The sequence below is a fragment of the Streptomyces sp. NPDC053474 genome (assembly GCF_044544845.1).
Lineage (GTDB): Bacteria > Actinomycetota > Actinomycetes > Streptomycetales > Streptomycetaceae > Streptomyces.
Window position 1 is genome coordinate 442,046 of sequence record NZ_JBITXV010000001.1, and the last position, 14,475, is coordinate 456,520.

The 14,475-nt window shown below is 73.6% G+C and carries 14 protein-coding genes and 1 pseudogene; 4 read left to right on the plus strand and 11 right to left on the minus strand.

The window, feature by feature from the left end:
* Positions 1 to 14: 14 nt before the first annotated feature.
* The 4 genes from ACIG3E_RS01935 to ACIG3E_RS01950 all read right to left on the minus strand — a co-directional run bounded on the left by ACIG3E_RS01935 (position 15) and on the right by ACIG3E_RS01950 (position 2,256).
* Positions 15 to 524, minus strand: a complete 510-nt coding sequence (locus tag ACIG3E_RS01935; protein ID WP_399610025.1) for a hypothetical protein — start codon at positions 522 to 524, stop codon at positions 15 to 17.
* Between the two features lie 3 nt (positions 525 to 527).
* Positions 528 to 773, minus strand: coding sequence for a helix-turn-helix transcriptional regulator (locus ACIG3E_RS01940; protein ID WP_138961404.1), 246 nt, complete (start codon positions 771 to 773; stop codon positions 528 to 530).
* Between the two features lie 53 nt (positions 774 to 826).
* A complete protein-coding gene (locus tag ACIG3E_RS01945) occupies positions 827 to 1,198 on the minus strand; it encodes a hypothetical protein (RefSeq protein WP_399610029.1) in 372 nt (123 codons plus the stop codon).
* Between the two features lie 101 nt (positions 1,199 to 1,299).
* Entirely contained in the window at positions 1,300 to 2,256 is a 957-nt protein-coding gene (locus tag ACIG3E_RS01950) for a LysR family transcriptional regulator (protein WP_399610031.1), read from the minus strand.
* Between the two features lie 92 nt (positions 2,257 to 2,348).
* On the opposite strand from ACIG3E_RS01950, the gene ACIG3E_RS01955 reads away from it, so the two are divergent.
* Positions 2,349 to 3,749, plus strand: a complete 1,401-nt coding sequence (locus tag ACIG3E_RS01955) for an MFS transporter (RefSeq protein ID WP_399610033.1) — start codon at positions 2,349 to 2,351, stop codon at positions 3,747 to 3,749.
* Positions 3,750 to 3,762: 13 nt separating this feature from the next.
* Here the strand turns inward: ACIG3E_RS01955 and ACIG3E_RS01960 are convergent, their stop codons facing one another.
* From ACIG3E_RS01960 to ACIG3E_RS01980, 5 genes are all read right to left on the minus strand, one after another.
* Positions 3,763 to 4,530 (minus strand): hypothetical protein, encoded by a 768-nt coding sequence (locus ACIG3E_RS01960; protein WP_399610036.1) that lies wholly within the window; start codon positions 4,528 to 4,530, stop codon positions 3,763 to 3,765.
* A gap of 3 nt (positions 4,531 to 4,533) precedes the next feature.
* Positions 4,534 to 4,929 carry a hypothetical protein gene (locus ACIG3E_RS01965; RefSeq protein ID WP_399610038.1) on the minus strand — a complete coding sequence of 132 codons (396 nt, stop codon included), beginning with the start codon at positions 4,927 to 4,929 and terminating at the stop codon, positions 4,534 to 4,536.
* Positions 4,926 to 6,866 (minus strand): hypothetical protein, encoded by a 1,941-nt coding sequence (locus ACIG3E_RS01970; protein WP_399610041.1) that lies wholly within the window; start codon positions 6,864 to 6,866, stop codon positions 4,926 to 4,928. Before ACIG3E_RS01970 ends, ACIG3E_RS01965 begins: the two co-directional genes overlap by 4 nt.
* Before the next feature lie 196 nt (positions 6,867 to 7,062).
* Positions 7,063 to 8,052, minus strand: coding sequence for a malate dehydrogenase (locus ACIG3E_RS01975; RefSeq protein ID WP_399610042.1), 990 nt, complete (start codon positions 8,050 to 8,052; stop codon positions 7,063 to 7,065).
* Positions 8,053 to 8,299: 247 nt separating this feature from the next.
* On the minus strand, positions 8,300 to 9,412 hold the full coding sequence (locus ACIG3E_RS01980) for a DUF1152 domain-containing protein (protein ID WP_399610045.1): 1,113 nt from the start codon (positions 9,410 to 9,412) through the stop codon (positions 8,300 to 8,302).
* 78 nt (positions 9,413 to 9,490) lie between these two features.
* Between ACIG3E_RS01980 and ACIG3E_RS01985 the strand changes: the two genes are divergently transcribed.
* Both ACIG3E_RS01985 and ACIG3E_RS01990 read left to right on the plus strand, forming a co-directional pair.
* Positions 9,491 to 10,231 (plus strand): GntR family transcriptional regulator, encoded by a 741-nt coding sequence (locus ACIG3E_RS01985; RefSeq protein ID WP_399610047.1) that lies wholly within the window; start codon positions 9,491 to 9,493, stop codon positions 10,229 to 10,231.
* 98 nt (positions 10,232 to 10,329) lie between these two features.
* Entirely contained in the window at positions 10,330 to 10,773 is a 444-nt protein-coding gene (locus tag ACIG3E_RS01990) for an ATP-binding protein (protein WP_399610050.1), read from the plus strand.
* A gap of 750 nt (positions 10,774 to 11,523) precedes the next feature.
* Here the strand turns inward: ACIG3E_RS01990 and ACIG3E_RS01995 are convergent.
* Positions 11,524 to 12,906, minus strand: a complete 1,383-nt coding sequence (locus tag ACIG3E_RS01995; protein WP_399610758.1) for a DUF2690 domain-containing protein — start codon at positions 12,904 to 12,906, stop codon at positions 11,524 to 11,526.
* A 387-nt stretch (positions 12,907 to 13,293) separates the two neighbouring features.
* On the opposite strand from ACIG3E_RS01995, the gene ACIG3E_RS02000 reads away from it, so the two are divergent.
* Positions 13,294 to 13,854, plus strand: a complete 561-nt coding sequence (locus ACIG3E_RS02000; RefSeq protein ID WP_399610053.1) for a peptidoglycan-binding protein — start codon at positions 13,294 to 13,296, stop codon at positions 13,852 to 13,854.
* Between the two features lie 297 nt (positions 13,855 to 14,151).
* Here ACIG3E_RS02000 and ACIG3E_RS02005 read toward each other — a convergent pair.
* Positions 14,152 to 14,376, minus strand: a pseudogene (locus ACIG3E_RS02005) (helix-turn-helix domain-containing protein); the annotation flags it as partial.
* Positions 14,377 to 14,475: the final 99 nt, after the last annotated feature.

Sequence of the window (14,475 nt, forward strand, 5' to 3'; positions counted from 1 at the left end):
CTTCGGGGGCGCGCTTAGAAGTCGGCGGGTTCGTCGCGGGCCGTCAGGCCCGCTACCCACAGGGGCATCAGCCAGTGCGCTACGAAGGCGCAGAGCGTCACCTGGAACACCAGCGCCTTCGCGTCCACTCCGGCGAACCCGGCGACGCCCGTGCCGACCACGGCCGCGAGCAGCAGCCAGGTCATGACCTGGTGGGCGCGGGCCCGCACCCGGTCGCGCTCGCCGCGCTGGCGCTCGTCGAGGGCGCGCTGGCGCAGTTCGAGCAGGCCGCGCGTGGCGCCGTTGATGATCCCGGTGGCGACGCACCAGGGCAGCAGCAGGCCGAGCAGCACCCACACCGCCCAGGCCGACTCGCCGACGACCGTGCCGAGCCAGGCGGCGACGGCGGCGACGGACAGCGCGATGTGCGCACCGACGACGGCGCGGCGCCGCCCGGCCGTGCGGTACAGCGGCTCGCCCTCGGTGCGGTTCATCAGGGCCCGCATGCGCCGGTCGTACGAGGTCAACTGCTGCTGCTGTGCCATGACTTACTGGTCCCTCCCGTACAGCTCGTCCGTGAGCGGGCGAAAAGGCTCCAAGGAGAACAGCGCCTCGACCGGCAGCCCGAAGTACTTCGCGATCTTCAGGGCGAGGTCGAGGCTCGGGTTGTACTGCCCGCGCTCGATGTAGCCGATGGTCTGGTAGTGGACGCCCACGGCCTCGGCCAGGCTCTGGCGCGACACCTTCCGCTCGGCGCGCACCACGGCCAACCTGTTGTGGACTTGCTCGCTCATGTATAAGAAGTACTACATTCAGCAGCAGGTGAGCAACAGCAGCGGCCCGGGTCTCAGCCGTCGCCCTGGTGCAGCCACGCCAGGACGGCGACGACGTACAGCGCGGCCGTGAACGCCTTCACGGTCAGCCAGGTCAGCACGCAGCCCACCGCCGCGAGGCTCACGCGCACCCCGCGCGCCTCCCGCGTCCGCGGCGTGAACCAGCTCCCGGCGACCAGCAGGAAGCCCGGCGTATAGGTCAACGCGATCCAGAAGAAGGGCAGTTCGGCGCCCCTGAGCCGCAGGAACGCGCACAGCAGCGCGAGCGTCGTGGCGGCGGCCGGGGCGAGCCACCACCACGCGTCCCGCTCCGGGGTCCGGACGGCGTACCACGGCCGCTCCGGGGTCCGGACGGCGTACCACCGCGGGTCCTGGGTCTGTCGCATGCGTCGCAGTCCACCGCACGCGCGGCGGCCGGGACAGAGCACGCGTACTCAGACCACGTACTCAGACGCCCCCGCGCACCGCGTACGACGGACGCGGCCGCTCAGGCGCCGCGCACCAGCTCGCGGACGCAGCCGCGCAGCCACGCGTGGGCCGGGTCGGCGTCGTGGCGCGGGTGCCAGGCCATGGCGAGGCGCAGCGGCGGCAGCTCCAGGGGGATCGGGAAGCTGACGAGGCCGAGCTCCTCGGCCAGCGGCCGCATCCAGCCGGTGATGAGCCCCACCAGGTCCGTGCGCAGCAGGATGAACAGCGACGCGGTGTACGTGCCCACGTTGCCGACCACCCGGCGCTCCAGGCCGAGGTCGGCGAGGGCCGTGTCCAGCGGGCCCGCCATCCGGCCCTTGCGGGACACCGTCAGATGGTCCGCCGCGGCGAACCTGGCGGGCGTCAACTCGCCCTCCAGGAGCGGATGTCCGGGCCTGACCAGGCCCTTCATCGTGTCCTCCAGGAAGTGTTCGACCCGCACCTCGGGCGCCACCGTGTCGATCACGCCGACCTCCAGGTCCGCGACGCCCTCGCGCAGCACGGGCGCGTCCAGATGGCTCTCCGGCAGGAAGCGGAGCCGCACCCCGGGAGCCTCCGCGGCGGCGCGGGCGAAGAGCGCCGGGGCGTAGGTCGCGGCCAGCGAGTCCTGGCCCACGATCGTCAGCGTCCGCTCGACGGTGCGCAGGTCCTGGGCGCCGGGCCCGGCGAACACCGCGCGGGCCCGCTCCACCACCGCGCCGACCTCCGCCCGCACCGCGAGCGCGTACGGCGTGGGCACCAGGTGGCGGCCCGCCCGCACCAGGACCGGGTCACCGAGCGCCTTGCGGACGCGGCCGAGCGTACGGCTCATCGCGGGCTCGGAGAGGTGCAGCCGCCGGGCCGCGCCGCGCACGCTGCCCTCGTCGAGCAGCGCGTCGAGGGCGATCAGCAGATTGAGGTCGACGTCGGGGCGGGACGGCACGCCCGCGCCGGACCGGTGCGGCGGCGGGGGCTCGCTGGATTGCGTCACACGCAATCACTCCTTGCAGAGATTGCACTGGAAAGCAGATACGGAACGAGCCTACGGTGACGGTGCATCCCACCCCACACCGCTCCCGAGGAGGAGCCTTGCCTTCCCCTGCCCTCAGCGAAGCACCGGCCACGGCCGCGCCGCCGCGTCCGGCCTCCGCCACGACCACGACCCTCGTCGTCCTGTGCGCCTGCGTCCTCGTGGCCCAGAGCATGGTCGCGGCCATCAACCTGCTGCTCCCCCAGCTCACGGCGTCGTCGCTGCGGCCCGACGCAAGCGAACTGCTCTGGACCGTCGACGCCTACACGATCGTGTTCGCGGGCCTGCTGATCCCGGCGGGCGCGCTCGGCGACCGCTACGGCCGCAAGGGCGCGCTGCTCACCGGGCTCGGCCTGTTCGGCGCGGGCGCCACGGTGAGCGCGCTCGCCACCACGCCCGCCCTCCTCATCGCCGGGCGCGGCGTCTCCGGCGCCGGGGCCGCGCTGATCATGCCCGCGACCCTGTCGATCCTGATGCGCGTCGCGACGCCGCAAGAGAAGCCCCGCGTCCTCGCGTCCTGGGCGCTCGCGGCGGGCCTCGGCGGCCTCGCGGGCAACGTCGGCGGCGGCCTCATCGGCGCCCACCTCTCCTGGCGCGCCCTGTTCTGGGTGATGCTCCCGCTCGGCGCGCTGCTCGCCCTCGCGGTGGCCCGTACGACGCCGCGCACCCCCGTGGCCCTGGAGACACCGGCCCTCGACCCGCTCGGCACGCTGCTGCTCGTCGCCGGTCTGGTCGCGGTCCTCTTCGGCATCATCGAAAGCCCGCTGTACGGCTGGGCATCGGCCCGCATCCTGGCCGCCTTCGCGGTGGGCGCGGCCCTGATCGGCGCCTTCGCCGGGCACGCGCTGCGCTCGCGGGCGCCGCTCTTCGACCCGCGCGCCTTCCGCTCCCCGCGGCTGCGCGCGGCGGTCCTCGGCACGGCCGCCAGCTTCTTCGGCCTCTTCTCGCTCTTCTTCGTCAACTCCCAGTACCTGCAGTACGTGAAGGGGTACGGGGCCGCGCGGGCGGGCCTCGCCATCGTGCCGCTGACCGTCGGCATGGTGCTCGTCCCCCGGCTCGCGGCACGCTGGTCCGGCGTGCCGCGCCCCGTCGTCGGCGGGGGCCTGTTCCTCATCGGCGCGGGCCTGCTCGCCACGTCGACGGTCGACGCCTCGACCCCCTACGCCCTGTACGCCTGCTGGCTCCTCGTCATCTCGGCGGGCACCGGCCTGTGCATGCCCGCCCTGACCCTGAGCGTCGTCGCCTCCCTGCCCCCGCACCAGGCGGGCCTCGGCTCCGGCCTCAGCACGTCGTCGCGGGAGATCGGCGCGGCGCTCGGCGTGGCCGTCACCGGCACGGTCCTCGCCCACCACGGCGGCGACTTCGCCGGTGGCATGGAGGCCGCGCTGCGGGTGGTGGGCGTGGCCGTGCTCGTCGCCGCCGCAGTGGTCACCCCGGGCATCGGCCGTACGCGCGACTAGGGCCTGGCGGCGGTCAGTCGGGGTCCACGCACACCGAACCCGGCGGGCAGAACCAGGCCCGGGCGTTGCTCACGAGCTGCCGCACCTGCGCCCGGTCCGTCGCGGTGGACCCGTAGCCCACCAGCGCGTACAGCTTGCCGTCGGCGGCCATGAAGCGGTCGTCCACCACGTACCACGGCTCGACGTCGGGCTCGTTCTCGATGTGGCCCGTGACGTAGGTGAGCCGCTGGCCCTCGGCGATGGACTCCAGGGACAGCTTCTGGAACGCGGACGACTTCGGCACCTTGGTGTCGTCCAGGAAGTCCCGGAACGACGCCTGCGGAGTCGGCTCGCTCACCTCGTACACCTGGAGCCGCTGCGTACTGCCGTAGTTGCGGTAGTTGACGACCCCTATGCCGCCCTGTCCGGGCGCCGCGGTGCGGCTCCAGCCGATCGGCACGGCCACCCGGAAGCCCCGGGCGTCGGTCACGGTCTCGTAGCCGCGCGGCAGGCTTCCGGCCGCCGCGGACGGACTGTCCGTCGGCGAGGGCCCCGACGGCGTGTCGCCCGTGTCCGCGCTGTCGGCCGAGGCCAGCGGCGCGAGCAGCGACGCCGTCGGCTCCGGCTCGTCCTTCCAGCCGAGCGCCCACGTGCCGAAGGCGAGCCCGCACACCGCGAGCACGGTGACGGCCCCGCGCCAGGCGGTGCGCTGGCGCGCCGCGTCCCGGTCGTGGAGCGCCACGGCCTGCCGCTCCCGCTCGTGGCCCACCCACTCCTGGCGGTCCTCGTCGAAGACGCGCACGGCTCAGCCCGGAAGCTGGGGCAGCTGGGCGAGCGCCTGGAGCACCGCCGTCACGGACGCGGCCGTCGTGGCGGCGGGCGCGTACTCCGCGAGGCGGGCGCGCACCCGGGCGAGCGGCCCGGCGCCGGAGCGGCCCGTGCGGGCGATCTCGCCCTCCACGTCGGCCAGTTCGGCGTCGAGGGCCTCGTCGTCGGCCGCCCGCTCACCGCGCTCCAGGTCGCGGCGCAGCCGTCGTACGGACGTGAGGAGGTCCGCGTACCGCGGACTCGCCACGACCGTCGTGTAGTTGGTGGACTCGGCGGTGCCGTGGTCGCCGAAGGACTGGGAGCCGCCGCTGATCGTGTTGATGTGGACGGTGGCCCCGCCGCCTGTGTTCGCGGCCTGTGCGTTGTCACTCATACCGTGGTCTTCTCCGTGTGGGTGGCCTGGCCGTGGGTGCCGGTGGCGAGGGCGCCGCCGGACATCTCGTTGATGTAGACGCCGCTGTTGTTGATCTGCGTGATGTTCTGCTCCAGGCGGTCGGTGCGGTAGCCGCTGGCCCGCAGCGCGTCGCGGACGCCTTCGCCGATGCGGTCCTGGAGGGTCTTCGTGTACCGGGCGACGTCCATCTCCTGGAACAGGGACAGCTCGTCGGTGGCGGCGAGTTCGCGCAGGGAGACCAGCGGCGCGTCCGGGGGCGCGGTGCGCACGGGCAGGAGCTGGGCGCCGACGACGCGCAGGAACCGTACGGCGCGCGCCGTCGCGCTCTCCGGAGGGCGCGCCCCGGCGTGCCGCCGCGCGCCCTTGCCCGCCGGGGCCGACGCGTCGGGCCCTGGCCCGGCCCCGGCCTCAGCGGCGGCGGTGGCAGTGGTGGCGGCGGTGGCGGTGGCGGTGGCGCACCAGTGCCGGGCCGCCGCGCCGAGCGTCGACAGCGCCCGCAGCGCGCCGAAGCCGAGCGCCACGGCGAACGCGGGTCCGTCCACGCACGCCCGCAGGGCGTCCCGCAGCGGCCCCTCCGGCTCGCCCGCCGCGACCGCGTCGGCCCCGCGGAACTCCGGCAGGACCGGCCCAAGGACGTGCGGCACCACCTCGAGGACGAGCATGCCGCCCTGCGTGTGCACCCGGACCAGGAGCGAGACGACGACCTGCTCGTTCCAGGAGCCGACGCGCAGCCGCAGGAAGTGCCGCCGGGCCTCGCCGCCCTCGCCCACCGACTCGGCGAGGTGGCGCCGCACCGCGCTCGGGTCGTACACCCGCGCGGTCTCGTCGCCTTTGCCCGTGTACAGCTTCTCGTCGCGGCCCGCGCCCGACGGCAGGTACACGAACTCCTCGATCTCCAGGTCCCGCAGCCGGTCCTTGCTCGTCTCGCCCGCGGACCTGCGCAGCCCCTTGAGCCGGGGCTCGATCATGGTGATGACGTCCCGTGCGGTCAGCGGCCCGCGGGGGCGCTGCGACGGTACGCCGCCGTCCGCGTCCTGCCGGTCGTCGGGCTTCAGCTCCAGGACGACCGACCACGGCTTGCGGGGCCTTCCCGCTCCCACGAAGGGGCGGTTGACGTCGTAGAGGGCGAGCGGGGCCGCCTGCTCCCTGAGTACGCACTCGGCGATGCCCGCGTACCGCGCGGGCAGCTCCGGCTGGTCGGTCTCGGCGAAGACCTGCCGGGCGAGCTGGGTGCGCAGCACGCGCTTGGCGCGGAACTGGTGGCGCCACACCACGACCGTGACGAGCAGCGGGAAGATCACCGGGTACGGCGTGTCCGTGACCCCGCCGACCGCCGCGACCCAGTACGTGAGGGCGAACACCCAGGCGACGACGGTCACCAGCCAGCCGAACCGCGACCGCAGCCAGGCGAGCACCGCGGGCAGCCGCACCGGTCGCAGCGGCTGCCCGACGCCCGTGTCCCGGCCGGAGACGACCCGCCCGCACCACAGCAGGAGCACGACCGCCCCGTACCAGAGGGCCCAGCCGCCGGGCAGCACGCCGGTGGCCTCGGCCCCGGATCCCTCCGCGCCGTCGCCGTTGAAGGCGAGCAGCAGGGTGTCGCCGAGGGAGAGGCCCGCGTCGCCGCCCACGCGGTCGTTCGCCGCGTCCCAGGCCATCACCGTGTCGGTGGCCAGGAACCCCACCCACACGGCGAACAGCAGGGCCGCGCTGACGACCTCCTCGCGCCGGGCCCGCAGCGCGTGCGCGAGCACCGGGAGGACGTCGGTGCCGAGCGGCGGCGCGACCGGGCGCTCGGCGTGACCGATGAGTTCGCCGATGACGCGTCGGCGGAAGTCCGCGTTCTGGCGCGCTCCGACGCTCAGCAGGCGGGTGGATTCGGTGTGCTGGTGCTCGCGTGGCGTGTCCCCTCGCATGGCGCGAAACCGTAGTGGCCGGGCGGCGGGGCTGTCCGGGAAACGGGCGCACGCCCTTCGAAACAGTGAAGGAAGGGACGGTCACGCTCCACGGAACGGCTCACGGCTCACGGAACGCAGAACGCAGAACGCCCCCGGTGGCCGTGGTGTACGGCCGCCGGGGGCGGGATGCGTCGCTACGGGCGAGCCTGGGGGCTCAGATGAGGCCGAGGGCGCGGACCGCCTCGCGCTCCTCCGCCAGCTCCTTGACGGAGGCGTCGATGCGGGCGCGGGAGAACTCGTTGATCTCCAGGCCCTGGACGATCTCGTACTTGCCGTCCTTGGTGGTGACGGGGAAGGAGGAGATGAGCCCCTCCGGAACGCCGTACGAGCCGTCGGACGGGATGCCCATGGAGGTCCAGTCACCGGCGGCGGTGCCGTTCACCCAGGTGTGGACGTGGTCGATGGCGGCGTTCGCGGCCGAGGCGGCCGAGGACGCGCCGCGGGCCTCGATGATCGCGGCGCCGCGCTTGGCGACGGTCGGGATGAAGGTATCGGCCAGCCACTGCTCGTCGCCCACGACCTCGGCGGCGTTCTTGCCCGCGATCTCCGCGTGGAAGATGTCCGGGTACTGGGTCGCCGAGTGGTTGCCCCAGATGGTGAGGCGCTTGATGTCGGAGACGGCCGCGCCGGTCTTCTTCGCGAGCTGCGAGATCGCGCGGTTGTGGTCCAGACGGGTCATCGCGGTGAAGCGCTCCGCCGGGACGTCCGGGGCGGCGGCCTGCGCGATGAGCGCGTTGGTGTTGGCCGGGTTGCCCACGACCAGGACCTTGATGTCGTCCGCGGCGTGGTCGTTGATGGCCTTGCCCTGCGGCTTGAAGATGCCGCCGTTGGCCTCCAGGAGGTCACCGCGCTCCATGCCCTTCGTGCGCGGGCGGGCGCCGACGAGCAGGGCGACGTTGGCACCGTCGAAGGCCACGTTCGGGTCGTCGCTGATCTCGATCGAGTTCAGCAGCGGGAAGGCGCAGTCGTCGAGCTCCATCGCGGTGCCCTCGGCGGCCTTCAGGGCCGGAGTGATCTCCAGCAGGCGCAGGTTGACCGGCACGTCCGCGCCGAGCAGGTGGCCGGACGCGATGCGGAACAGCAGCGCGTAGCCGATCTGGCCGGCCGCGCCGGTGACGGTGACATTCACGGGAGTGCGGGTCATGGCGATCTCCGTAAGACAGCTGGCGGTGGGGGTCCCTGCCCCATGTGCTGGATCCCCACCGACGCCCTCGATGATCGATCTCTTGGCATCAAGAGAGATCCGCGGTCAGGCTATCGCGCCGGTTCTCGCCGGGGGCGCCAGGGCGGTGTGGCTCACCCCACATGGTGGGGTTTGCGCGGGGGCGGTGCGCTGGGCGGGGCTCTGCGCGGGTCAGAGGCCCTCTGCCCCCTCCTGCGCGTCCTGCGACTCACCTGCGTGGAAGCTGCCACACGGATGCGGGGAGGCGGCTGGCGCGCGTGGCGTTGAGTTGGGCGAGGTGCTGGAGTGCTTCACCGGTGAGGCCCAGTGCCTCGGTGAGGCGGCGGACGGTTGTGTGGGTGGCTCCTCGGGTGAGGGCGGCTTGTTCGAAGTCCTTGATCTGAGCCAGTAGGTCGTGTGGTGCGGCAGGGGCCTGCTTCTGCTCGCTCAGGCGTTGGGCCTTGGTTCGTTCGTAGTCGATCTCGGAGGTGCCGCAGACGGTGCGGCACCGCTCCTCCGCCTCGTCGAGGGTGGTCGTGTCGACGATGGCCTGGGCGAGGCGGTTGGCGGCGAACGCTCCCGGCAGGTCGACCTGGTGCACGGTAGGGCCTTCGGCGGTGAGAGGCACGGGGAGTCCGGCGTCGCGGACCTCGCAGAGGCCTCGGGCGCCCAGGGCCGTGGCGGCGAGGAGGGCCGTCGCCTCGGAAGGGTGCCATGCGAGGACCGAGGCGATGGCTTGGGTGTGCTCGGGGGTGAAGGTGGTGATCAGGGAGCCGAGGCGGGGGCGGAGGGTGGCTGCGGGGAGTTCGCCGTCCAGGCCCGGGCCCGCGACCAGGAGGCGGACGTCGGCGGTCGCGTTGGCGCGCGTGCAGGCGGCGAGGGTGAGGGCGTCGGCCAGGGGGCTGCGCAGGGTGGGTTCGTCGCCGTGGGCCAGGATGTCGCCGCCGACGTCCAGGAGGTCGATGGTCTGCGGGGTGAAGTGGGCGGTGAGTTCGTCGAGTTGGCGGGTGATGCCGGTCGCCCCGGCGTAGGGGTCGATGAGCGCGAAGGTGTGCGGGAGTTCGGCGGCCAGGCGCGGGAGGGTTGCCGCGTGCGGCGGCTTCGGGGTCGCGGTGACGGGGACTGCCCGCACGTGTGGGGCGAGGTGGTGCAGGCCGGTGAAGTCGGACGGCGCTCGGGGGCCCGGGACCGGGTCGATGATCAGGCGGTCCCAGGAGTAGGTGAGGATCAGGGCCGGTTCGTCGTCGGCCGCGTACAGGGCGGTGTGGAGCATGGCTGCCGCGACCGCGTCACCGCCGCCTCCGGCCGCCACGATGAGTCGCTTCACAGGAGCTCGCTTCACGGAAGCAGCGTAGAGGCGGCTCGCTCCTGCCCACCTATAGTGGCCCGTGGTATTAGCCAGTTGACGAGGGGATGCCGCGTGCCCGAGATCGCTGAAGCTCTGCCCAAGTACCTGCAGATCGCGCAGTACCTCCGCGATCAGATCCTGCGCGGCGATCTGCGGCCCGGTGACGAGGTGCCCTCCGAGAGGCAGTTGGCCGCGGACTGGAATGTCTCCCGGCCGACGTCGGCCCGCGCGCTGGAGGCGCTGCGGCATCAAGGGCTGGTCGAGAAGCGGCAGGGCTCGGGGACGTACGTACGCGATCAGCAGGTGCACCGGCGGGCCCGCGAGCGGTACGGGCGGGCCCGGCAGACCGGGCGGATCTACGGCCCGGGCGAGTACGCGGTCATCGCCTCCGCCGGGTACGCCGAAGCCCCGGACCACGTGGCCGAGGCACTTGAGCTGGGCAAGGACCGGCGTGCGATCCAGCGGCGGCGGGTGACCAACTCCGGTGAGCAGCCGGTCGAGGTGTCCACGTCGTGGTTCCCGGCCGAGCTGGGGCGCCGTGCGCCCAGCCTTCTGGAGCCCGAACGGATCCGCCAGGGCACGGTGATGTACGTCGAGGAAGCGACCGGTCGTCGCGGCAGCTACGGCGAGGACCGGGTCTGCGCCCGGCTGGCCGACGCGGCGGAGGCAGCCGAGCTGAGGCTTGAGCTGCCTGCGGCCGTCCTCGTCGTCCATCACGTCGTGTACGACCTCCAGGACCGGCCGCTGGAGTTCGCCGAGGCCGTCTACCCGCCAGGGCGCTGGGCGTTCGAACAGGGTTACCCATTGGGGTGAGTCATGGGCGCAGCTTGCACCGAACCGCTTGCCGCTTGAAGTGGCCAATGCCACTATCCGGTAAGTGGCTAAGGCCACTTACCGGAAGGGGAAGCGCAATGACGCGCACCTACGGCACCTTTCACGACGGACCCGCCCCCGAACCCCTCGGCGGCATGACCCTCTGCCCCGTCCCGGAGTCGGTGGGCCACGCACGCCGCTGGTTCCGCGAGTTCACCGACCCGCACCAGCTCGTGTGCTCCGTCGACGACTGCTTACTCATGATCTCCGAACTGGTCACCAACGCCATCCTCTACGGGAAGGCCGACGACCCCTGGCGCGTGCGCATCCACTGGTACCGCGTCGGCCAAGCCCTGCGCGTCGAGGTGCACAACCCCGGCTCCCCCGCCCACGTCCGGCAGCGCACGCCCGAAGCCACCGAAGCCCACGGCCGCGGACTGCTCCTCGTCGACGGGCTGGCCGACGAGTGGTGGGCCGGTCCGAGCCAGCACGGCGGGACGCTCGTCGCGTTCGTCATGCACCGCGCCTTCAAGCCCGGCTGACGAACTGCCCCTCACCATGCCCCCTGCCGAGCGTGGCTGGGGCCCTGACCAGGGTCGGTCCGCGCCCATAGCTGGGGCTGGCTGCCTTGCCGGATCTCCCTGGCCGGGGCTGACCGGCTGGGCCGGGTGGTCGGGTGGGGCTCCAGTGGGGATTCCGACCGGCCTCGGTGCGGGGCTCCTGGGCGGGGCGCCCGTGCGGGGGGCTGAGGGGGTGGCGGCCGCCACCTCGGGAGAGGGGGGGTGGCGGCCGCCGTGGGGGTGTGACCACTCCCGTGGGGGTACGGTGCGCCTTCCCGGTGCGGGGGCCTGCATTCCCCTTCGGGCCCCTCCAATTTCGCCCTCTCCCCGGGCTGCCCCGGGCGGGGGTCTCCCACCCGCCCACCCGAATCACCCCAGCCTCGCCAGGCGCCACCGCCCAGTGGGTGGTTCCGCCGCTACGGCGACGGGCTCTCCCACCCACCCGAAACTCGCCCGCTTCGCCAGCCAGAGCCTCAGGCGCGGCGTCCCCAGGCCCAACACCCCGGCGGGGGCGGGCGGCGGGCCCGCGCCGAGGAGGTACCCCGTGCAGGCAACCGTTCCCCAGGGCCCGCCTCATGGCGGCACAGAACCGGACCCGGCGAGGGCGCGGGGCTGAGCCCTGCCGGGCGGGGGCGGTGGGTGGGACCAGCCCCGCAGCGCGATGCTGGGGCGTAAGGCCAGGCTTCGCCAGGAGGCGCCGCCCCGGCCAAGCCCCCGTTCAGCCAGCGGCAGCTACCCCGTGCAGGCCCGCTCCCCCGAAGCCAGCGACGCGCAGGCCTTGGCCTGCGTGCCCGACGTGACCGCCACCATGGGCGTGTACGCGTCCACGTCCGCGGCCCCGGCCACCGTCCCGCTCTGCCGCCCCGCGGCCCCCGCGTCCGCGCCCTTGATCTGCACCTTGTCGCCGGGCTTCGCCTGGGTGATCCGCGCCCACGCGGCCCCGCAGGTCTTGCTGTAGCGCACCTCGACGAGGGTCTTCGTGCCGACGGTCACCCGGGCCGTCGTCCGGGCGAACTCGCCGCCGCAGCCCATGTTCTCGGGGTCCTTGCCCGCGCACGCGGCCCCGCTGCACTCGACCCCGGCGGGCAGGTCCGCCGTGGCGGTCGTGCGGGTCGGGGACGGCTTGGCCTTGTCGTCGTCCTTGTCGCCCTTGCCGACGCCGGTGAGGAACGCGGCCGCCCCTATGACGACGAGCGCGCCGACGACGCCCGCGAGGAACATCGTCAGCTTCCGCTTGCGCCGCTGCCCGTCGGGCGACTTCCCGTCGGGGCCCACGGGACCCGCGGGGGCCGTGGTCACGCCCCGCGCCCCGCTGCCGTACGACGTCGCGGCCGAGGCGTGTGCGGAGGCCGCCGCCGTGGGCGGTGTCGCCGACGCCTCGTACGAGGACGGGGCGGAGGACGGCGACGAGGCGGACGCGGAGGGAGCGGAGAACGCGGCGGAAGCCGCAGCCGCGGACGGCGCGGACGGCGCGGAAGGTACAGAAGAAGCGGAAGGCACAGACGACGCAGAGGGCGCCGGAGACACAGCCGGACCCGCAGCCCCCGCACCCGGCCCCGGCCCCGCAGCCCCCGGCCCCGCACCAGCACCAGCACCAGCACCAGCACCAGCACCAGCACCAGGCTGCGCCCCCGCCCGCCCCCCATACCACCCGCCCTCCCGGCGCGGCGGCACCGTCGGAGACACCCCGGCGGGGCCCGCCACACCGGTGACCGCGCCGACGCCGCCCCTGGCCTTGCCGGAGCCGCCCTTGCCCTTGGGCGGGTCGGGCGTGCCGAGTTCGCCGAGGGCCGCGCGGGCCTGGGAGATGCGGATGGCCTGCATCGTCATGTCGTGCCGCATCTCGGAACGGCTCCAGGCGCGCTCCGCGAGCTCCCACAGGGTGACGAGGTGCACGGCGGGTGTGCCGGTGACTTCGGCGAGCGCGACGACGGCGCCCTTGGGGGCGAGCAGCCGCCCGTTCAGATAGCGCTCCCAGGACGTCTTGCTGTAGCCGGTCCTGTCCGCCACGGCGGCGATGCTGAGCCCGCTGTTGTCGACGAGTCTGCGCAGCTGGCTCGCGAACTCCCTGACCTGTGGGTCGAGGTCGTCCGGCAGCGCTTTCCAACGAGGCATCGCTCCCCCAATCCCCCCGTGCGTGCAAGTACCCCACGCATCGTGCTCCCTGGCCCAGTGCCCCGTACAAGCCCCCGAACGCTCCGGATCTGGACTACCCAGAGAGATGCGCCAGGCCAGGATGACAGTTCCCGGATTGGGGGCGCACGGGAGCATATGGGCCAGATGCGCCCCGTCGCACGCTCCGCGGTCGACGCACAGTGTCCCATCGACATCCCATTGCACGATGCGGAACCCCAGGTCCCGCGCCGGGACGTCCCGGAACCGTCCCGGATGCGTCACTTGACCCTTTTGCAGAGTGCCCGCGTCACGGAGGATCGAACGCGGCACATCCGTGCCGGACCCGGCCGAAACAGGCCGAACCAGACCACACCACGGGGGATTTCCATGCGCCACCTCACGACCACCGGCGGCCGGAGGGCCCGGCGGCTGCTCGCTGCCGCCGTCGCCACGGCCGCGGGCACCGGTCTCGCGCTCACCGCCGCCGCCCCGCTCGCCACCGCCGCCGCGCCGCGCGTCATCGACGGCAGCGGTTACGCGTACAACGACTGGGGCGACGAGGGCACCCTGTCCATCGACAGCCACAGCACCAACAGCGACGCCACCGCGCTGTGGCAGACGGTCCTGTACGCGGACGGCGCCAAGTGGCGCGACAGCGACGGCGAGCCGCACACCTTCAGGAAGTCCGACATCACGGGACGCTTCGAGGAGCGCACGGAGTCCGCGACGCGCTGGTGGCAGCGGCACGAGGACCTGGAGGACGTCGACGGCGTCGTCGGCAAGGAGACGTTCGGCGACGCCGACAACTCCCTGTCCGGGCCGGAGCCGGACGGCACGGTCCTGTTCATGGGCTTCCAGCACACCGTCGCCTTCAAGCGCCTCCAGGGCACGTACTACGTGAAGGTCCACGGCCAGTGGCGGAAGGCCGCGTACAAGTCGTTCGACTGACCCCAGCGGCGGCCGCCCGGGCCCCGCGGGCCCGGGACTCCCCCGGCCGTCGCGGTCCTCGCCCCGGGCGGCCGTCAGCTGCGCGACGACCCACAGCAGGCTCACGAGCAGCAGCACGGTCACGGCGAGCGCGGACCACGCCACCAGACGCCAGGAGGGCGCCGCCGCCCGCCGCACGGGAGCCGGTGACGGGGGTGCGGCCGGTGTCCTCCGTTCCGCTTCCGGCGCGGGGGCCGCGCCGCCCCGCGGCCACCTCCGCACCGCGAGGTCCCGGGCCGCGAGCAGCCGGGCGGCGTCCGCGCCCGCGACCCGGCACAGGGCGAGCACGGCCTGCCGGGGCGGGGGCTGTCGGGCGTTGAGGTAACGCTGCCAGGAGGACTTGCTGTATGAGGTCCGCTCGCCGAGCCCGACGAGGCTCAGTCCCGTGCGGTCCTTGAGCAGCCGCAGCCGCTCCACGAAGTCCCGCACCTCCGACGGCAGTTCGTCCGGCAGCGGCTGCCAGGCGCTCGCGCGCGCACCCATCGTCCATCCCTCCTCGCGCGCCCTGGTTCTGCGTTATCCGGTTTGTCACGTGACGGGGGAACAGCCCTGTTTGGTTCCTGCGGCACGGGCCTTGTCGGC